The sequence below is a fragment of the Methyloversatilis universalis EHg5 genome (assembly GCF_000378945.1).
Taxonomy (GTDB): Bacteria; Pseudomonadota; Gammaproteobacteria; order Burkholderiales; family Rhodocyclaceae; genus Methyloversatilis; species Methyloversatilis universalis_A.
Map to the genome: position 1 here is coordinate 885537 of NZ_KB900539.1, position 18139 is coordinate 903675.

General features: G+C 67.2%; 17 protein-coding genes. 13 read left to right on the plus strand and 4 right to left on the minus strand.

All coding sequences use genetic code 11. The annotated features are described in order from the left end of the window. Entirely contained in the window at nucleotides 1-249 is a 249-nt protein-coding gene (locus METUNV2_RS0104075) for a hypothetical protein (RefSeq protein ID WP_018228231.1), read from the minus strand. Continuing rightward, on the minus strand, nucleotides 243-812 hold the full coding sequence (locus METUNV2_RS0104080) for a DUF2062 domain-containing protein (RefSeq protein ID WP_018228232.1): 570 nt from the start codon (nucleotides 810-812) through the stop codon (nucleotides 243-245). The genes METUNV2_RS0104075 and METUNV2_RS0104080 overlap by 7 nt, the downstream gene beginning before the upstream one ends. A gap of 148 nt (nucleotides 813-960) precedes the next feature. Between METUNV2_RS0104080 and METUNV2_RS0104085 the strand changes: the two genes are divergently transcribed. From METUNV2_RS0104085 to METUNV2_RS0104095, 3 genes are read left to right on the plus strand one after another with little or no spacing between them, the layout of a single operon-like run. Then, on the plus strand, nucleotides 961-3330 hold the full coding sequence (locus METUNV2_RS0104085; protein ID WP_018228233.1) for a DNA internalization-related competence protein ComEC/Rec2: 2370 nt from the start codon (nucleotides 961-963) through the stop codon (nucleotides 3328-3330). A 29-nt stretch (nucleotides 3331-3359) separates the two neighbouring features. After that, a complete protein-coding gene (locus METUNV2_RS0104090; RefSeq protein ID WP_018228234.1) occupies nucleotides 3360-4280 on the plus strand; it encodes an alpha/beta fold hydrolase in 921 nt (306 codons plus the stop codon). Then, a complete protein-coding gene (locus METUNV2_RS0104095) occupies nucleotides 4277-4837 on the plus strand; it encodes a DUF1415 domain-containing protein (RefSeq protein ID WP_018228235.1) in 561 nt (186 codons plus the stop codon). The genes METUNV2_RS0104090 and METUNV2_RS0104095 overlap by 4 nt, the downstream gene beginning before the upstream one ends. 26 nt (nucleotides 4838-4863) lie before the next feature. Here the strand turns inward: METUNV2_RS0104095 and METUNV2_RS0104100 are convergent, their stop codons facing one another. Together METUNV2_RS0104100 and METUNV2_RS0104105 are read right to left on the minus strand one after the other, a co-directional pair. Beyond that, nucleotides 4864-5136, minus strand: a complete 273-nt coding sequence (locus METUNV2_RS0104100; protein WP_018228236.1) for a hypothetical protein — start codon at nucleotides 5134-5136, stop codon at nucleotides 4864-4866. A gap of 191 nt (nucleotides 5137-5327) precedes the next feature. Next, on the minus strand, nucleotides 5328-6668 hold the full coding sequence (locus METUNV2_RS0104105; RefSeq protein WP_018228237.1) for a sensor histidine kinase: 1341 nt from the start codon (nucleotides 6666-6668) through the stop codon (nucleotides 5328-5330). Nucleotides 6669-6957: 289 nt separating this feature from the next. Here METUNV2_RS0104105 and METUNV2_RS0104115 point away from each other — a divergent pair, with 289 nt between their 5' ends. The 10 genes from METUNV2_RS0104115 (at nucleotide 6958) to METUNV2_RS0104160 (ending at nucleotide 18028) form a co-directional block, all read left to right on the plus strand. After that, complete coding sequence (locus tag METUNV2_RS0104115) at nucleotides 6958-7701, plus strand: pseudouridine synthase (RefSeq protein ID WP_018228238.1); 744 nt, start codon at nucleotides 6958-6960, stop codon at nucleotides 7699-7701. Between the two features lie 208 nt (nucleotides 7702-7909). Beyond that, nucleotides 7910-9589: a DUF2341 domain-containing protein gene (locus tag METUNV2_RS0104120; protein WP_018228239.1), complete on the plus strand. Its 1680-nt coding sequence runs from the start codon at nucleotides 7910-7912 to the stop codon at nucleotides 9587-9589. A gap of 15 nt (nucleotides 9590-9604) precedes the next feature. Then, complete coding sequence (locus tag METUNV2_RS0104125; protein ID WP_018228240.1) at nucleotides 9605-10015, plus strand: ExbD/TolR family protein; 411 nt, start codon at nucleotides 9605-9607, stop codon at nucleotides 10013-10015. 23 nt (nucleotides 10016-10038) lie between these two features. Further along, nucleotides 10039-10443: an ExbD/TolR family protein gene (locus METUNV2_RS0104130; RefSeq protein WP_018228241.1), complete on the plus strand. Its 405-nt coding sequence runs from the start codon at nucleotides 10039-10041 to the stop codon at nucleotides 10441-10443. Continuing rightward, entirely contained in the window at nucleotides 10443-11147 is a 705-nt protein-coding gene (locus METUNV2_RS0104135) for an energy transducer TonB (protein ID WP_018228242.1), read from the plus strand. The genes METUNV2_RS0104130 and METUNV2_RS0104135 overlap by 1 nt, the downstream gene beginning before the upstream one ends. 33 nt (nucleotides 11148-11180) lie before the next feature. Continuing rightward, complete coding sequence (locus METUNV2_RS0104140; RefSeq protein WP_018228243.1) at nucleotides 11181-12830, plus strand: putative porin; 1650 nt, start codon at nucleotides 11181-11183, stop codon at nucleotides 12828-12830. A gap of 2 nt (nucleotides 12831-12832) precedes the next feature. Then, the gene (locus METUNV2_RS0104145) at nucleotides 12833-13492 is read left to right on the plus strand and encodes a hypothetical protein (protein ID WP_018228244.1); all 660 of its coding nucleotides are present in this window, start codon (nucleotides 12833-12835) and stop codon (nucleotides 13490-13492) included. 340 nt (nucleotides 13493-13832) lie between these two features. Beyond that, nucleotides 13833-14681, plus strand: coding sequence for a PEP-CTERM sorting domain-containing protein (locus METUNV2_RS0104150; protein ID WP_018228245.1), 849 nt, complete (start codon nucleotides 13833-13835; stop codon nucleotides 14679-14681). 63 nt (nucleotides 14682-14744) lie between these two features. Beyond that, nucleotides 14745-16301, plus strand: coding sequence for a hypothetical protein (locus METUNV2_RS0104155; RefSeq protein WP_018228246.1), 1557 nt, complete (start codon nucleotides 14745-14747; stop codon nucleotides 16299-16301). 119 nt (nucleotides 16302-16420) lie between these two features. Next, nucleotides 16421-18028, plus strand: coding sequence for a ShlB/FhaC/HecB family hemolysin secretion/activation protein (locus METUNV2_RS0104160; protein WP_018228247.1), 1608 nt, complete (start codon nucleotides 16421-16423; stop codon nucleotides 18026-18028). The last annotated feature ends 111 nt before the right edge of the window (nucleotides 18029-18139 follow it).

Here is an 18139-nt window from a genome sequence, read left to right on the forward strand (position 1 = left end):
TCAGGCCTCGCCCAGCAGCGCGGCCCGGACCTCCGGCGTGCAGCAGGCGGCGAGGCGGGCGTCCAGCGCGGTACGGAAGGTTGCGCTGCACGGGCCGCCGAGCGCGATCCGTATCTGCATGCGCAGTTCGTCGAGCGCGGCCCATTCCTCGTCGCTGATCAGCACGCGGGTATCCGGCGCGCGACGAGTGCGGTCGTCCAGATCGCCGTTGAAACGGCGGTACAGATCCAGCTTGTCCCGGGTCAGCATGAGCGGGCTTTCCGCGACTCGGCGCGGCGCTGCCAGGCGCGTACCAGGTGCCAGCGCCACAGCCCGAGTACCGCGACATAGCCGAGGGCGGCCAGCGTGAGCGCGAGCAGCGGCAGGCCGATCAGGAGCGGTTCGCCCAGCGCCATGAACCAGGTGACCAGTGCGTCCATCCAGTCGGCGAAGCCGGCGTCGTCCGGAATGTGCGGTGCGCTGAAGCGCGCGCCGGCCGGCAGCGTCATGCCCAGCAGCGGCATCACCGCCCGGCCGTAGGCCCAGGCCACCGCGTAAAGCGGCACGATGGTGAGCGGATTGGTATAGAAGGTGACCAGCATGGCCAGCGGCAGGTTCACCCGCAGCAGCACCGACAGCAGGGCCGCCCCCAGCATCTGCAGCGGCCCCGGTATCAGCCCGGAAAACAGCCCGACCGCCACGCCGCCGGCACAGCTGTGCCGGTTCAGCCGCCACAGCCGCGGATGCCCCAGGCTGTCGGCGAAGGGCGCCAGCCAGCGGTTGCGGCGCAGGCTGTCGCTGTCGGGAAGGTAGTTGCGTATCAGTTTTTTCATGCGGGCGATCGGTCCGGGCGCGTCGAGCGTACCGGTTGAGGACAGGCGGCGCCAGCCGGGGTTTCATCCGCCCGGCACAGGTCATCCGGATGCCGGGCGGATTTTTCTCCGGTTTATTCGAATGGAATTTTCGGCGCAATAATGCGGCATGCTGCCGCCGCTCACGTTCGCCCTGCTCATCGCCTGTCTGCTTGCGTCACGACTGCCGCAGCTGCCGGCGCCCGGCGTTCTGGCCGGGCTGGGTGTGCTGGCGCTGCTGCCCGCCGCGTACTGGCGGCGCTCAGCAGGGGCGCGCTTCGTGTCGGTGCTGTTCGGCGGCTTCTGTCTGGCGGCCGGCTGGGGGCATGTGCAGCTCGCCGACCGTCTGGCGCCTGCGCTGGAAGGCCAGGACATCGACCTGAGCGGCGTGGTGGTGAGCCTGCCGGTGCGCATCGAGCGCGGCCGGCGCTTCGAGTTCGCGGTCGATGTGCCGCCGCCGGGCGTGCCGTCGCGGCTGATGCTGAACTGGTATGACGGCCGCCGCAGCGAGCAGGGCGAGCACGGCGACGCCGAGCCGGTGGCCGCACCGTCCCTGCCGGCGGGCAGCCGCTGGCAGTTGCGGGTGAGGCTGAAGCGCCCGCACGGCAACATGAACCCGCACGGTTTCGATTACGAAGGCTGGCTGTTTGCGCGCGGCATCGGCGCCACCGGGCAGGTGCGGGCCAGCCTGCCGCCCCGCATGCTCAGCGCCGAGGCGGCCGGGTTCGAGCCGGCGGTACAGCGGCTGCGCGCATCGGTGCGCAGCCGCTTCGAGCACGCGCTCGGCGTCGATGGGGAGGCCGCGGACGCCGCACCCTGGGCCGGCGTGCTGATCGCGCTGGCCATCGGCGAACAGCGCGCCATCCCGACCGCCCAGTGGACGCTGTTCGAGCGTGCCGGCCTGACCCATCTGGTGTCGATTTCCGGCCTGCACATCACCATGGTCGCTGCACTGGCCGGCGGGCTGTGCGCCGCGCTGTGGCGACGGGTGCCGGCGCTCGCCTTGCGGCTGCCGGCCCAGCGCGCCGGGGTTGCTGCCGGACTGGTTGCGGCGTTGGCCTACTGCCTGCTGGCCGGTTTCGGCATACCGGCACAGCGCACCTTCATCATGCTGGCGGTCGGGGCGTTCGCGCTCTGGCGCGGCCGCTTCGCGTCACCGGCGGATGCGCTGGCCCTGGCGCTGTGCGCGGTGCTGCTGGCCCACCCGCTGGCGGTGATCGACGCCGGTTTCTGGCTGTCCTTCTGCGCGGTCGCACTGCTGTTCTATGCGGTCGCCGGCGATGTCGGGATGGCGGCCGGGCCGGTACGGCGCTGGCTGCGCGCACAGGCCGCGATCACGATCGGGCTGGCACCGCTCACGCTGGCACTGTTCGGCCGGGTGTCGCTGATCGCGCCGCTGGCCAACCTGATCGCCATACCGGTGGTGAGCGCGCTGGTCACGCCGCTGGTGCTGCTGGCGGTGGTGCTGCCCTTCGATCCGTTGCTGTGGCTGGCCCACGCGCTGACCGCGTGGCTAATGGCGGGTATCGCCTGGCTGACCGCGCCCGACTGGGCGCTGTGGCAGAGCGCTGCGCCACCGGTGTGGGCGGTCGTCGCGGCCGGGCTTGGTGCGCTCTGCCTGCTGGCGCCGCCCGGCTGGACAGGGCGCGCGCTGGCGCTGCCGCTGATGCTGCCGGTGCTGTGGGTACAGCCCGAGCGACCGCTGCATGGCGACATGGTGGTGACCGTGCTCGACGTTGGCCAGGGGCTGGCGGTGCATGTGCAGACCGCCGGCCACGACCTGCTGTTCGACACCGGCCCGCGCTACGGCGCCGAAGCCGATGCCGGCGAACGGCTGGTGCTGCCCTATCTGCGCGCCGTCGGCGTCCGACGGCTGCACACGCTGGTGGTGAGCCATGCCGACAGCGACCACTCGGGCGGTGCGGCGTCGGTGCTGGAGGGGCTGACGGTCGAACAGGTGCTGTCCTCGGTGCCGGCACACGACGCACTGCGGCTGCGCCGGCCGGACACCGTCGACTGCGCCGCCGGCCAGACCTGGCAGCTCGATGGTGTGCGCTTCGCTGTGCTGCACCCGCCGCCCGGCGCGGTAGAGCGGGGCGCGCGTTCGAGCAATGCGCTGTCCTGCGTGCTGCGCATCGACGCCGCTCACGGCAGCGCCCTCATCACCGGCGACCTGCTGGCCGATGGCGAGGCGGCGCTGGTCGCGGCCGGTGCGCCGCTGGCGGCCGACCTGCTGGTGACGCCGCATCACGGCAGCCGCACTTCGTCGACCGAGCCCTTCGTGCAGGCGGTAAGCGCACGTGAGGCGGTGCACGCCATGGGCTACCGCAACCGCTTCAGGCATCCGCACCCGGCGGTGGTCGCGCGTTACGAGGCGGCCGCCACCGTACAGCGGCGCAGCGACCGCGATGGCGCGCTGCGCTACCGCTTCGCCGCCACCGGTCTGATCATCGAAAGCAGCCGCGAACGCGATGCGCGCTACTGGCACAATGGGTTTTAGGGGCTAGGGGCTGGGGACCAGGGGGCGATATGGGCGTGATCGACAAGGTGGCGGGGTGGTTCGGGCGGGCGCGGGTGAGCGAACAGCCACGGCTGCTGCAGGTGCAGTGCGCGAACCCGAAAGGGCTTCACCGCATGGCCTACGCGGAGTGGGGCGACCCGGACAATCCGCGCGTGCTGCTGTGCGTGCACGGACTGACCCGGGTCGGTCGCGATTTCGATTTCCTCGCCCAGCGCCTGTCCGCGCATTACCGCGTGGTGTGTCCGGACGTGGTGGGGCGCGGCCGCAGCGACTGGCTGCCGGACGCCGCCGGCTATGGCGTGCCGCAGTACGTCGGCGACATGGTCACGCTGATCGCCCGGCTGGGCGTGGAGCGGGTGCACTGGTTCGGCACCTCGATGGGCGGGCTGATCGGCATGGCGCTGGCCGCGCTGCCGGATACGCCCATCACCCGCATGGTGCTGAACGACGTCGGCCCGGTGGTGACCGCGGTCAGCCTGCGCCGCATCGCCGAATACGTCGGCAAGGCGCCGAAATTCGCGTCGCTGGACGAGGCCGAGCGTTACATCCGCGTGGTCAGCGCGCCTTTCGGGCCGCTGACCGACGCACAGTGGCGCCATCTCACCGTACACTCCACCCGGCCGCGGCGTGACGGCGACCCGGGCTATGAAATGGGCTACGACCCGGACATCGGCAAGCCGCTGGCCGCGATGCAGTTCCTCGGCGACATCGAGCTGTGGAGCCTGTACGACGCGATACGCTGCCCGACCCTGTGCGTGCGCGGCGCAGAATCTGACCTGATCACCCGCGATACGCTGGCGCAGATGGCGGAGCGCGGCCCGAAGGCGCGCACGCTCGAAATACCCGGTGTCGGTCACGCGCCGATGTTCATGGACATCGCGCAGACCGCGCCGATCCAACAATTCCTGCTGGAAGACACGGTTTCATGAACAAGGACGAAGTCATCGCCACTACCCGGCACTGGCTGGAAAAGGCGGTCATCGGGCTCAATCTGTGCCCGTTCGCCAAGGCGGTGTATGTGAAGGAACAGGTGCGCTACGTGGTGAGCGAGGCGAAGCACCTCGACGGCCTGCTGGAAGACATCGACCGCGAGATCGACTTCCTGGCTGCGGCCGATCCGGCCGCGGTCGATACCACGCTCATCATGCACGCCTCGCTGCTGGAGGATTTCCTCGATTTCAACGACTTCCTCGACATCGTGGACGAGGCGGTCAGCGAACAGGGGCACGAGGGCGTCATCCAGGTGGCGGCTTTCCACCCGCAGTGGCAGTTCGCCGACACCGAGCCGGACGACATCGGCAACTACACCAATCGCGCGCCTTTCCCGACCATCCATCTGCTGCGCGAAGCCAGCGTCACGCGCGCGGTCGATGCCTTCCCGGAAGCGGAAAGTATCTACGAGCGCAATATCGAAACGCTGAACCGGCTCGGCCTGGACGGCTGGCGCGCGCTCGGCCTGCCGGACGGCAGCCGCCGCCCGGGCTGAGACGACCCGGTCGGGTCGCCACCGTTTCAGTCGAATTCCGACTCCGCGTCCAGTGCCGCGCTGAGCGCGGCCCAGTCGCAGGTCTGGTGATGCAGGCCGCCGGCGGTCGGAATGTCGATCGCGAACACCTTGCCGTCCGCGCTCAGCAGGCCGGTGCCATGCAGCGCCGGGCCATCCGGCTGCGCCGGGTCGCGCACCACCACCTTCAGCGGGCGGCCGGGTACGGCGGATTCGAGGCGCAGGCGGTTGGAGTGATTGCTCAGATCGACGATGTAGTCGGTGGTGCAGGCCGTGCTCATGACGTCCTCCCGTTCAACGTGGGCCAGGGGCCGTCCGGCGTGCAGCGATCCGGACAGGGCACTCAGGTCCGGGGTGAAGCTTTCCGGACTAAGCACTCTGGTCCGGGATGAAGCTTTCCGGACAAGGCAGGCAGAAACCGTGCAGCGATGCGTTCAATCTAGCACCGTACGCCGTCATCGTGCGTGTCGTATCAGGCAGCGATGGAGGCTACGGTGCCCGCTGGCGACGTGCGGCCGGGCGTGGCGGCGCGCGCCAGAGGCATGTCGATCACGAAGCGCGCACCTCCGTCCGGCCCCGATTCGGCACGTATGCGGCCGCCGTGGCGCGACACGATGCGCGCCACGATGGCCAGTCCGGCGCCCACGCCCGGATGTTCGCTGGCCGGGTGCAGCCGCTCGAACACCCGGAACATGCGGTGTGCCTGCGCCGGGTCGAAACCCGGGCCGTTGTCGCTTACCGCATAGCAGGCGCGATTGCCCTCGACCCAGCCGTCTACGCGTATTTCGCTGACCGTCTGGCTGCGCGAGAACTTCAGCGCGTTGTCGATCAGGTTCTGCCATACCTGCCTGAACAGCACCGGATCGGCCAGCGTTTCCGGCAGCGGGGCGATATCCACCCGCACCTGACTGTCGTCGCGATAGCCCGGATGGGCCGCCACCACGTCGCGCACCAGCAGGCCCGGATTGACGCGCTGCACTTCGGGCGACTTGCTGCCGATGCGCGAGAAATCGAGCACCGCGTCGATCAGTTCGCCCATGCGCTGGGTGTTGGCGAGGATGCGGTCGAGGCAGACGCGCTGGTCCGGCGGCAGGGCTTCGCCGGCCTCTTCGAGCAGGATGCGCGAAAAGCCGTCGATCGCGCGCAGCGGGGTGCGCAGGTCGTGTGCGCACGAGTAGCCGAAGGCCGACAGGTCGTCGTTGAGCTGGCGCAGTTCCAGCGTGCGGGCGGCCACTCGCTCTTCCAGATGTTCGTTCGCCTCCAGCAGCCGGCGCTCGGACGCCTCGAGCGCGATCAGCGTGCGTGCCTGTTTCAGCGTGGCGCGGCGCAGTTCCAGCTGAGATACGACATGGCGGGCCAGCGCGGCCAGCGCTTCGCGCTGCGCGCCGGTCAGCGTGCGGGCCACGCGGTCGGCCACGCACAGCGCGCCGACTGCGTGGCCTTCCGGCGTGATCAGCGGCGCACCGGCGTAGAAGCGGATGTGCGGCGCACCGGTCACCAGCGGGTTGTCGGCGAAGCGCTCATCGGCGTGGGTGTCCTCGATCACGAACACTTCGCGCTGGGCGATGGCGTGGCCGCACAGCGCAATGTCGCGCGGCGTTTCGTGCGGGCCGCGGTCGCTGCGCGCCTTGAACCACTGGCGGTCGCGGTCGACCAGGCTGATATAGGCCAGCGGCGTGCCGCACAGTTGCGTGGCCAGCAGCACGAAGTCGTCGTACAGCGGCTCGCGGTCGGTGTCGAGAATGGCGTATTCGGCCAGCGCCGCGAGGCGGGCGCTTTCGTCGGGCAGAGCGGGGGCAGGCAGATAGGTCATGGCGGCGGGGCTGTTCTTGGTGTTCTGTACCGATGCGCGGCCGGGTTCTCGGGCCGGACACCGGGTCGTCGAGCGACAGGGGCGGATGATGCAGTGACCATTTGGACTTGATCTTGATCGCGGACAAGATTCATGTACGGAACATCTTCTGTACGTGATCCGCCGTGACGCCTGCGGCGTCTCCCGCACATGCGGCATCATGCGGGCGGGCCGCAGTGCCCTGGCCCCTCACACGTCCGATCCTGTCTCCCTGACCGCCATGCCGCCGGCTGCCATGCCAGATTCCCCGATGCTGGACATTCTTTTCCGCGACGACTTCATGGTCGCCATCGACAAGCCGTCCGGTTTGCTGGTGCATCGCACCACGCTCGACCGCCACGAAACCGAATTCGCGGTGCAGCGGCTGCGTGACCAGATCGGGCAGCGGGTGTGGCCGGTGCACCGGCTGGACCGTGGCACTTCAGGCGTGCTGGTGTTCGCGCTGAACCCGGAGGCCGCTCATGCGCTGGCGCAGCAGTTCGCGGCGCATCTGCCCGCCAAGCGCTATCTGGCGGTGGTGCGCGGGCATCCGCCGGAAGCGGGTGACATCGATCACCCGCTGCGCCGCATCGACGACGCAATCGACCCGCGCGCCGCGCGCGAGGGCGCAGAACCGGTGGCTGCCCAGCCGGCGCTCACCCGCTACCGCCGGCGGGCGGTGGCCGAAATGCCGGTGGCCATCGACCGCTATCCGGCCAGCCGCTACGCACTGGTCGAGGCGATGCCGCTGACCGGCCGCACCCACCAGATACGTCGCCATCTGAAGCACATCGCCCACCCCATCATCGGCGACGCCACCTACGGCAAGGGCGCGCACAACCGCTATGTCGCCACCCTGTGCGACGAGCCCCGCCTGCTGCTCGCCTGTATACATATGCATATCCGCCACCCGGTCAGCGGCGAGGACATCGCACTGCGCTGCCGGCCCGGCAACGCCTTCGAGCAGCTGGCGCAGGTGTTCGGGTGGGATGCCGCGCTGCTGAGCCCGGCATGAGTGGTGGTGCAGAGATGAAGTGCGGCGGTGGGATGAAAGCTGCATCGCGGCGAGGGCGCCGCTCCCACGATCCTGTGACAGGCAGTGCGGATCCGCCTGACCGGTTCGCGCCTGAATAGTCCGTTCGGACTATCCGCGCGAATATTTCATGTCATGGCAAGGACACGTTGGGCCGGGAGAATCCGGCCTGAATTTTTCCCGCCCTGCCATGAAAAAAATCATTGCCCTTGGCGCCCTTGCGGCGCTCGCACCTTCCTTTGCCAACGCCTGGTGGGACCAGGCGTGGACCGCCCGTCGCACCGTCACGCTGGACACCTCCGCCACCGGCGTCACCATCGCTGCGCCGCAGTCTTCGGTGCCAGTCGTGGTGCGCCTGCACAGCGGCAACTTCGATTTCACTGCTGCGAAGGAGGATGGCTCGGATCTGCGTTTTGTCGCTGGCGACGACAAGACGGTGATCAAGCACCATGTCGAGCGCTACGACAGCCTGAACGAGCTTGCGGTTGTGTGGGTGCAGGTGCCGCTGGTGGCGCCCGGTCAGGACAAGACCACCGTCTACGCCTATTTCGGCAATGCCGCGGTTGGTGGCGCGCAGGACAGCAAGGCCAGCTATGACGCCTCGACCGTCGGTGTCTGGCATTTCGCCGAGTCGGCGCCGCTGGCAGATGCTTCGGTCAGCGCGCTGAGCGCCACCGGTAGCGTGAATATCCAGAAGGCCGCACTGTTGGGCGACGCGGCCATCTTCGCCGGCAGCCCGCTGCGCGTGCCGGCCTCGCCAGCGCTTGCGACCAGCGCGGGTGGTGCGTGGACGATGTCGGCCTGGATCAAGCCGGCCGGCGCACAGCAGGCGACGCTGTATGCGCAGGGTACGCTGACGGTGAAGGTCGACGGCAGCGCGTTCGCGCTCGATGTGGCCGGCACCCGTGTGGCCGGTGGCACGCTGAAGGCAGGCGCTTGGCAGCACGTCGCGGCCACGGTCGGTGGCGGTAAGGCCACGCTGTATGTCGACGGCCAGCCGGTCGGCAGCGCTGACGCCGCACTGCCGGCGGGGCAGGCTGAGGTCGTGATCGGTGACGCCTACAGCGGCGAACTGGACGAGCTGCAACTGGCAAACACGGTGCGCAGTGCAGACTGGATCAAGCTGGCCTCCGCCGGACAGGGTGCGGACAGCACCTTCGTCAGCGTGCGCGAAGACGCGGCGGGCGGCGAAGAGGGCGGCCACAACTACTTCGGCATCCTGATCGACAACCTCACGGTTGATGCCTGGGTGGTCATCGTCATCCTCGCGGTCATGTTCGTCATCAGCTGCTGGGTGATGATTGCCAAGGCCCTCCTGGTCGGTCGCATCGACGGCGACAACCGCGCCTTCCTGCAGCGCTTCCGTGGCGCTAGCGTCGACTTCCTGAAGCTGGATCAGGGCGCTGTACACAAGAGCTCGTCGCTGTTCCGCCTGTACGGTGCGGGCCTGAGGGAAATCCGCAAGCGCTTCGACGTGCAGGGTGAAGCCGCCGGTCTGACCGGTGCCTCGATGGACGCGATCAAGGCGTCGATCGACGCCGATCTGGTACGCGAATCGCACAAGCTCAACTCGCAGATGGTGCTGCTCACCATCGCGATTTCGGGCGGTCCCTTCCTTGGCCTGCTCGGTACCGTGGTCGGCGTCATGATCACCTTTGCCGCCATCGCGGCGGCGGGCGACGTGAATGTGAACGCCATCGCGCCGGGCATCGCCGCCGCCCTGCTGGCCACCGTGGCCGGCCTCGCGGTCGCGATTCCGGCGCTGTTCGGCTACAACTACCTCGCGGCGCGCATCAAGAACATCAGCGCCGACATGCAGATCTTCGTCGACGAGTTCATTACCCGCGTCGCCGAAGTGCACGGCCGATAAGGGCAGCAGCGCGCCATGTCCGCCGACGTAAAGGGAGAGAACCAGCCCTACGACGAGATCAACGTCACCCCGATGCTTGATCTCGCCTACGTGCTGCTGGTGGTGTTCATCATCATGACCACCGCCTCGGTGCAGGGCGTCAAGGTCGATGCGCCGCAGACGCGCACCACCGCCTCGCTGGCCAAGCCCCAGACCAAGGCCATCACCATCACCGCTGCCGGCGACGTCTATCTGGATGCCTATCCGGTCGACATGGCCACGCTGGAAGCCCGGCTCGCGCAGTACAAGGGCGCCAACCCGGCGCTGCCGGTGGTGCTCAAGGGCGACGCTGCCGCGCACTACGAGAAGGTGTCGGCGGTGCTGGAAATCTGCAAGCGGCTGGACATCACCGAAGTCGGTCTGGTGACCAAGAAGGTGGCCGGCTGATGCCGCGCGGATGACACACAGCCATGCAGATCAATACCGAAGCCAAACCCTACGACTCGATCAACGTCACGCCCATGCTGGATCTGGCCTACGTGCTGCTGGTCGTGTTCATCCTGATGACCACTGCCGGCGTGCAGGGGCTGACGATGACGCTGCCCAAGCCGTCGAACAAGCCGAGCACCGAACAACATGAAGTGAAGATCGTGCAGGTGATGGAAAGCGGCGCGCTGATGGTCAATGGCGTCGGCGTGACGCTGGACCAGCTCGAAGGCCAGCTCGATGCCGCGCGCGCGCGTGATCCGAAATTCAGCGTGATGATCCGTGGCGAGGCGCGTGCGCCTTACAACGGCGTCATCCAGGTGGTCGATCTGGTCAATCGCATGGGCATCGCCAACGTCGGCCTCATCACTTCGCGGATCGGCACCTGATGGGCGCGCTCGCGGAAGATTCGGTCGAGCTGTCGCGCGGCACGCGCGCGCTGCGCTTCGTCGCGCTGGCGGTGGGCGTGGCGCTGCTGGTGGCGGCCGGCATGTGGCTGAAGGATCTGTTCTCCAAGCCGTCGGCGCCGACCCGTCAGGTGACGAAGATTTCCATCATTCCGGACACGCCGCCGCCCCCGCCTCCGCCGCCGAAGGAAGAGAAGCGGCCGGAGCCGAAGGAAACGAAGGAAGTGAAGGTCGAGCAGCCGAAGCAGGTCGAGGCGCCGCCGCAGCAGGCCGAACAGCTGAAGATGGAAGGCGCTGCCGGCGATGGCCCCAGTCCCTTCGCTGCTGGCAGTGTGGCCAACGAGTACAAGGGCGGCGACGTCGGTACTACGGTCGGCGGTGCGCCGCAGGTGAAGTCCAACCGCATGCAGTTCGCCTTCTTCACCAGTGCGCTGCAGCGGCACATCCAGGACGAACTGGCCCGCAACAAGGACATCAAGCAGCTCGACTACCGCGTGCCGGTCGCCATCTGGCTGGCGCGCGACGGCAGCGTGCAGCGCGCCGAGCTGGCCGGTTCCACAGGCGATGACAAGACCGACGCCGCGCTCAGTGCAGCGCTGGCCCAGATGCGACCCTTCCGGGAAGCGCCGCCCGCCGACATGCCCCAACCGGTGCGCCTGCGCATCAGCAACCGCATGACCGGTTGAGCACACCCACACACGACACTCCGGACCGAAGTGATGAAGAAAGCACTGCTCCCGCTCGCGCTCGCCTCGCTGTGCGCACTGCCCGCACAGGCGGACGAAGGCGCGTCCATCGACACGTTGCGCCAGACCACGCTGAACCTGATCGACGCCCTGGTCGACACCGGCGTGCTCACCCGCGACAAGGCGGACGAACTGATCAGGGCCGCCGAAGCCAAAGCCGCGAAAACCGCGGCCAGGGTGAAGAAGGACAGCACGGTGCGGGTGCAGTACGTGCCGGAATCGGTGAAGGCCGAAATCCGCGAGCAGCTGAAGCAGGAAGTGCTGGCGCAGGCCCGCACCGAAGGCTGGGCCACGCCGAACGCGATTCCCGAATGGACCGAGCGGATCAGGATCGAGGGCGATCTGCGGGTGCGCATGCAGGAAGACAGCTTCCCCAAGGGCAACAGCCCGATCGCCAGCTATGCACCGGGTGCGGCCGGCAATCCGGCGGCGACCAATCCGGACTTTCCGCTCGGCACGCGCTTTCCGGCCGGTGTCGGCCTTGATGACAACGGCTTCCCGACCGGCAATGCGTCGGACGACGTGAACCGCCTGCGTCTGCGCGCCCGGCTCGGTGTGCTGGCCAAGATCAACGATACGGTCAGCGCCGGCTTCCGCTTCACCACCGGCAACGTGACCGACCGGGTATCGACCAACCAGACCCTGGGCAGCAATTTCAACAAGTACAGCTTCCTGGTCGACCGCGCTTACATGAAGTTCGATCCGGTGGAATGGGCGTCCTTCAGCGGCGGCCGCATTCCGAACCCCTGGTTCGCGACCGATCTGGTGTGGGATGAGGACCTGAATTTCGATGGCATCGCGGTGAACCTGCGCAACGTCACGATGACCCAGGCGCTGCGCCCCTTCGCCACCGCCGGCTGGTTTCCGCTGCGCGCCGACAGCCCGCCGAACGCCGACAAGCAGTGGCTGGCCGGCGCGCAGATCGGCGCCGAGTACGACCTCAACGGCAGCACCCGTCTGCGCGTGGGTCTGGCCAAGTATCACTACAGCCGGCTGGAGGCGCGTACCGACACCCGCTTCGACCTGACCGGTGCGCTGCCGGGCTATGGCGGGTACGAACATTCGTCCGCGCTGCGCCAGAAGGGCAACACCCTGGTGCGCACCAACAGCCCGCTGGACGCGAATGGCGCGCCGATCTACGGCCTGGCGTCGAAGTTCGAGCCGTGGGTGATCACCGCCACCGCCGATCTGGCCCATTTCGACCCGGTGCATGTGCTGCTGTCCGCCGAATACGTGAAGAACACCGGCTTCGACCGTGCCGACATCCTGCGTCGAACCGGCCTCAACCTGACCGACGGCAAGGACACCGCTTGGCACGTGCGGCTGGCAGTCGGCATGCCTTCGGTCCGTCTGGCCGAAGACTGGCAGGTGTTCGCGTCCTACAAGTACATCGGTTCCGATTCGGTGGTCGATGGCTTCACCGATTCCGACTTCGGTCTCGGCGGCACCAACCTGAAGGGCTTCGTCATCGGCGGCAGCTACGGCCTTTACCGCGATACCGCGGTCGGCCTGCGCTGGTACTCGGCCCGCAACATCCACGGCATGACCTACGACCCGACCGTGATCGCCGGTCAGCGCTACGAGGTCGACACCGTCATGCTCGACATGAATGTGAGGTTCTGAGCATGAAGCACCTCGTACTGATGCTGTCGCTGCTGCTGACCGCGGGCGCGGTGGCCGCGCAGGAGAAGCCGTCGCGCGAGCAGGAACAGCTGCGCCGGCTGCGCGCCCAGGCGCAACAGCTGCAGCAGTCGCTGGCGGCCGAGCAACAGGCGCGCCAGGGCGCCGAGACCGAACTGAAGGTTCTGAAAGGTGCACAGGTTGATGAGCTCGAAAAGCTCGGTGCCGAAGCACGGGCCGCGCGCGGCAGCGCACAGGCGTCGCGCCGGCAGATCGAACAGCTGGAAAAGGATCTGGCGGCCGAGCGGCAGGCACGTGAGCAGTCGGCGCTCCAGGCCGAACAGCTGAGCCAGCGTCTGACCGAGCGCGAACGCGAGCTGAACGAGGCGCGCAACACGCTGGCCGGCACCGGCCGCGATCTCGAACAGTCGCGGGTGAAGGCAGAGCAGTCAGCCACCCGTCTCGCCCAGTGCGAGAAGGACAACCGCGCGCTCTACGGCACCGGCATCGAGGTGCTCGAGCACTACCGCAATCGCACGCTGGGCGAACGCATCGGACAGTCCGAGCCGTTCGCGCAGACCGCGCGGGTGAAGCTCGAAAACCTGATCGAAACCTGGCGTGACCGTCTGGACGAAGCGCGTCTGGTCACTGCGCCGTCACGCTGATGACCGACGCGGATGTCCGGGGTGTTGTCGCGCGGCTCATTCCGGAAACGCCTGTTCTGCGCAGATCTCCGCTCCGCGGCTCATTTCAGGATGAGCCGTTCGGCTCATCTCAAGGGTCCGGCAGTGAAACAGGGTTGTCATCGTCCGTCGATAACTTGCCGGAGGAATATCGGACGGAATTTCTTACAGCGCATGGTCCGTTCGGCTCATTCAACGCGTCTGCCGTGCAGCGGTTGATGTAACGCGCGGCCGTCACGCTTCGATTCGCTTCCTCGTGGAGCAGGGAGGTTCGGAGTGCATCCCGGAATCCACCCACGACTTAACTTTCTGGAGATATTCAATGTTCAAGACCAAACTGATTGCTGCGGCAATTGCGCTGGGCGTTTCGGGCTTTGCCAATGCATCTATCACTGCAACCGACACCGGCAATGCAGAATTCGTGTTCTCGGCCTACGACAGCGCGGCAGGCAAGGGTTACACCTACGACCTGTCCGACCTTGGCTGGGATGACATCTTCGGCGACAACGTTCGCACGAACAGCATCATCGGTTCGCTGAACACGACGGCCGCTATCGGTACCACGCTGGTTGCCAAGCCGGCGAACGGCATCCTGTTTGACATAGCTCTGCCGTCGTTCTCGACCTTCCTCGAAGGCGCCAATGCGAGCAATCTTAAGTGGAACCTGGTTTCTGCTGAGAACGCAGGCATCCGCCGGATCATTCAGACCGTTTCGACCGACCCGTCGGCCCCGCTGACCAACGCCGCGGTCATTACCTCGGTTGCCAACTTCAATAACTACATTGGCGGTGTTAACGGCAAAGGTACGAACGTCGGTGGTCAAGTCCTGAGCGATGGCTACGCGCTGACCACCTCGGCTGACGGTGTGTCCTACGCGGGTGGCATCGGCTCCAATTTCGGCGGCCCGGGCTACTCCTCGACTGGTGGCGTGAATGATGTTCTGTCGCTGTGGGTTTTCGGTTCGACCGCCACCACCTCAAACCAGAATGCCGGTCGCGTTGCTCAGCTGCTTACCGCAGATGGTCAGGAAGTGATCGCCCGTGTCTACAGCGGTGCCGACGGCTATCACCTGCAGGTTGCCCTTGCTCCGGTTCCGGAACCGGAGACCTACGCGATGCTGCTGGCCGGTCTGGGCCTGCTGGGTTTCGCTGCTCGTCGCAAGAACGTCTGATCGTCTTTTTACCGGCGGCCGCACCGGGTGCGACCGCCCACGCCTGAATTCCTGGAGATACTCATGCAACTGAAGAAGATCGCTTTCGCCGTCGCCGCCATGGCTGCCGGCTTCGCCGCTCAGGCCGCTGGCACCGTCAGCATCGGTGGTGTGGCGCACAACGTCGTGTATCTGTCCGGCGCCTCGGCTCCCGACAACTTCCTGGCCGACATCGCCGAAGGCATGATGACCGGCGTCACCCACTACAGCGCCAGCAACTACAAGGCCTTTGCCGGTTCGGCCAACGGCATTCCGGGCGTGACCAACGGCACCAAGGTGCTGTTCATCAAGCGTTCGGCCGGCGGTTCGGCTTTCGGCGTCGGCCCGGTGGCCCGTGCCCAGCGCGTCAAGACCATCGACGTGACCAACTGCACCAGCGGCGCCGGCACCAAGGCCAGCCCCTTCGTGTGCGCGATCACTGGCGCAGACCCGGGCGAAGCCAACCACGCACTGGCCACCAACGCCGGTCTGGTGCCTGACTTTGGCATTTCCGACGTTGAGCCGGCCATGTTCCAGGAGCCGTACAACACCGAGAACGACACGGCTGCCCTCTCTGCCGACGAAGTGGCCCGCCTCTCGGTCCAGCCGGTCAACCAGCTGATGATGGGTCTGGCCGCCACCAACACGCTGCCGGCGTCGACTCACCTGTCGCGTGCCGTGTATGGCGCCATGCTGAATGGCCAGGTGCAGACCTGGGACCAGGTTGATCCGTCGCTGGACGGCGATGTGGCCGTGTGCCGTCGTTCGGAAGGTTCGGGCACCCAGACCTCGTACAACTGGTTCTTCGGCAACTTCCCGTGTTCGGCCAACGAATTTGGTTCAGTGGCTCCGGCTCGCATGAGCGACAGCGCTGGCTACAAGGTGGCGGGTTCGGGTACCACCGCCGATCCGTACATCATCGACGCGAGCGCCGGCTACACCGTGATCGAGAACGCCTCGTCCGGCAACGTCCGCAGCTGCCTGCAGGCCGCCAACGACGGCACTAACTACACCTTCACCACCTGGGATTCGGAAGAGCAGAAGAACAACACCTTCCGCGTGAACTTCGCCGAATCCGGTCCGAAGAAGGCGATCGGTGTCGTGTCGCTGGACTCCTACACCAATGCCGCTGGTGCCAAGTTCAGCTTCCGTCACATCGACGGCGCAGGCACCTACGACTACAACTCGACCACCAAGACTTTCTCGTCGTCCGCCGGTGCCACCGGTGTTGCGCCGTCCAAGGCCAACCTGCTGGCCGGCAAGTACGACTTCGTGGTCGAAGTGTCGGCTCAGTCGCGCAATGTTGCGGTGACCAACGAACAGGGCATCACCATTGCTCCGATCGCCGGCTTGACCAAGGCGGTGGCTGACGAGTTCGTGAAGCGCGCTGGTTCGCCGAAGTTCACTGGCAACTTCGAGAACACCGGTACCCAGGTGTCGACCCCGGACGCCTTCGCGTCGCTGCCGCAGTACTACGCTGGCCTGACCAATGCCGCCGGTTCGGCGGTCAATGGCTCGGGCGTGCGCTTCGCTGATCTGTTTGTCGCGAAGTACACCCGCAACGCCAACACCTGCGCGCCGCTGCAATTCACCGGCAACTAAGCAGGGCGACGGTGCGACGGCGCTCTTCGGCCGTCGCACCGTCGGTTGATTTCGCGGCCCGCCTCCCGGCGGGCCGTTCGTTTGTCAGGCTTCCGGCCGTCATATTCTTCAGGGCACGCATGTCCGGTCCGATTTCCCGCTGCATCCGCCTGTGCGCGACGCTGTTCGCACTGTGCATACACTCCGCGTCGGCGCAGGACGCCGGCCGTTTCGACATTCTCGAATTCGTGGTCGAGGGCAATACCGTGCTCCCGCCCGAGGCGGTCGAGCGTGCGGTGTATCCGCATCTGGGCCCGCGCCGCAACGCGGCCGACGTGAATGCCGCGGCCGCCGCGCTGGAGAAGGCCTACCAGGATGCCGGCTACATGACGGTGGCGGTCGGCATTCCGGAGCAGGCGACCGATTCCGGCGTGATCACGCTGGAGGTGACCGAAGGGCGCATCGAGCGTCTGCGCGTGACCGGCGCCGAATACACGCTGCCGAGCGCGGTGCGCGACGCCGCGCCTTCGCTGGCCGAAGGCGGCGTGCCCCACTTTCCGGACGTGCAGGAAGATCTTGGCCGGCTCGGGCGCAACGCCGACCTGCGCGTGACGCCGCTGCTGCAGCCGGGCCGGGTACCGGGTTCGGTCAACGTCGAACTGCGGATGGAAGACAGTTCGCCGCTGCACGGTTCGATCGAACTGAACAACAAGCGCAGCGCCGACACCGAAACCGGTCGCCTGGAAGCGACGCTGCGCTATGACAATCTGTGGCAGCGCCGCCATTCCATCGGCCTGACCTATTTCTCGTCGCCGCGCAACCGCGACGAGGTCGAGGTGTTCGGCCTCAACTACGCGGCGCCGCTGGGCGACGGCATCCTGGCCGCCTTTTTCGCGCGCTCCAACAGCAATGTGCCGACCCAGTTCGATACCGCCTCGCTGGGTCGCGGCGACACCATGGGCGCGCGCTACGTGCGTCCGCTGCCGGACCGCGGTCGCGGCTTCTTCCATTCCATCAGCCTGGGTCTGGATTACAAGGATAACGATCAGGACACCCGCGGCATCGGCGGCACCTCTTTCGTCATCAGCCAGCCGGTGCGCTACTGGGTCATGTCGGCCCAGTACGGCATCACGCTGCCCTTCGAATCCGGCGCGCGCCTGCGGCTGGGCACCACCCTGTCCGCCGGTTCGACCGGCCTGAACGAGCGCTACATCGACTGCAACGGTGTGCGCGCCGAACAGTTCGCCTGCCGCCGCGCGGGCGCCACGCCGTCTTTCTTCGTCAGCCGCTTTGAGCTGGAAGGCAGCTATCCGTTCGCCGGCGGCTGGCTGGTGTTGGCCCGCGCCGACGCGCAGCGCACCAGCGATCCGCTGATCAACAGCGAACAGTTCTCGGCCGGCGGCGTCGATTCGGTCCGCGGCTATCTGGAGTCGGAACGCATGGGCGACGAGGGTGAGCGGCTGCGCCTCGAACTGGCCACGCCGACGCGCCCCTTCTTCGATGCGGCGTTCGCGCTGAACGCGCTGATGTTCTACGACTGGGCCGGTGTGCGCATACGCGAGGCCTTTGCCGGTCAGGATCCGCGCTCGGCGCTGGAAAGCGCCGGTCTCGGTCTGCGCCTGCTTACGCCGCGCGGCTTCAAGCTGCACGCCGACTGGGCCTACGCGCTGCGCGACGGCGCGGTGGGCAACGGCCGCACCCGCGAAGGCGACCACCGCCTGCTGCTGAAGCTGGCCTACGAATTCTGAGCGCTGCGCGACGCCGTTCACGGCAGGCGGCCCAGTGGCGCCTGCCCGTCACCGCAGCGTCATGCATGACGCCGAAACTGGATGCAAGGGCCCGTTCCGAGGGCCGCAGGA

Bases quoted from the DNA above. Each gene is read 5' to 3' on its own strand.
- METUNV2_RS0104075 (WP_018228231.1), bottom strand. From the start codon at position 249: ATGCTGACCCGGGACAAGCTGGATCTGTACCGCCGTTTCAACGGCGAT.
- METUNV2_RS0104080 (WP_018228232.1), bottom strand. From the start codon at position 812: ATGAAAAAACTGATACGCAACTACCTTCCCGACAGCGACAGCCTGCGC.
- METUNV2_RS0104085 (WP_018228233.1), top strand. From the start codon at position 961: ATGCTGCCGCCGCTCACGTTCGCCCTGCTCATCGCCTGTCTGCTTGCG.
- METUNV2_RS0104090 (WP_018228234.1), top strand. From the start codon at position 3,360: ATGGGCGTGATCGACAAGGTGGCGGGGTGGTTCGGGCGGGCGCGGGTG.
- METUNV2_RS0104095 (WP_018228235.1), top strand. From the start codon at position 4,277: ATGAACAAGGACGAAGTCATCGCCACTACCCGGCACTGGCTGGAAAAG.
- METUNV2_RS0104100 (WP_018228236.1), bottom strand. From the start codon at position 5,136: ATGAGCACGGCCTGCACCACCGACTACATCGTCGATCTGAGCAATCAC.
- METUNV2_RS0104105 (WP_018228237.1), bottom strand. From the start codon at position 6,668: ATGACCTATCTGCCTGCCCCCGCTCTGCCCGACGAAAGCGCCCGCCTC.
- METUNV2_RS0104115 (WP_018228238.1), top strand. From the start codon at position 6,958: ATGCTGGACATTCTTTTCCGCGACGACTTCATGGTCGCCATCGACAAG.
- METUNV2_RS0104120 (WP_018228239.1), top strand. From the start codon at position 7,910: ATGAAAAAAATCATTGCCCTTGGCGCCCTTGCGGCGCTCGCACCTTCC.
- METUNV2_RS0104125 (WP_018228240.1), top strand. From the start codon at position 9,605: ATGTCCGCCGACGTAAAGGGAGAGAACCAGCCCTACGACGAGATCAAC.
- METUNV2_RS0104130 (WP_018228241.1), top strand. From the start codon at position 10,039: ATGCAGATCAATACCGAAGCCAAACCCTACGACTCGATCAACGTCACG.
- METUNV2_RS0104135 (WP_018228242.1), top strand. From the start codon at position 10,443: ATGGGCGCGCTCGCGGAAGATTCGGTCGAGCTGTCGCGCGGCACGCGC.
- METUNV2_RS0104140 (WP_018228243.1), top strand. From the start codon at position 11,181: ATGAAGAAAGCACTGCTCCCGCTCGCGCTCGCCTCGCTGTGCGCACTG.
- METUNV2_RS0104145 (WP_018228244.1), top strand. From the start codon at position 12,833: ATGAAGCACCTCGTACTGATGCTGTCGCTGCTGCTGACCGCGGGCGCG.
- METUNV2_RS0104150 (WP_018228245.1), top strand. From the start codon at position 13,833: ATGTTCAAGACCAAACTGATTGCTGCGGCAATTGCGCTGGGCGTTTCG.
- METUNV2_RS0104155 (WP_018228246.1), top strand. From the start codon at position 14,745: ATGCAACTGAAGAAGATCGCTTTCGCCGTCGCCGCCATGGCTGCCGGC.
- METUNV2_RS0104160 (WP_018228247.1), top strand. From the start codon at position 16,421: ATGTCCGGTCCGATTTCCCGCTGCATCCGCCTGTGCGCGACGCTGTTC.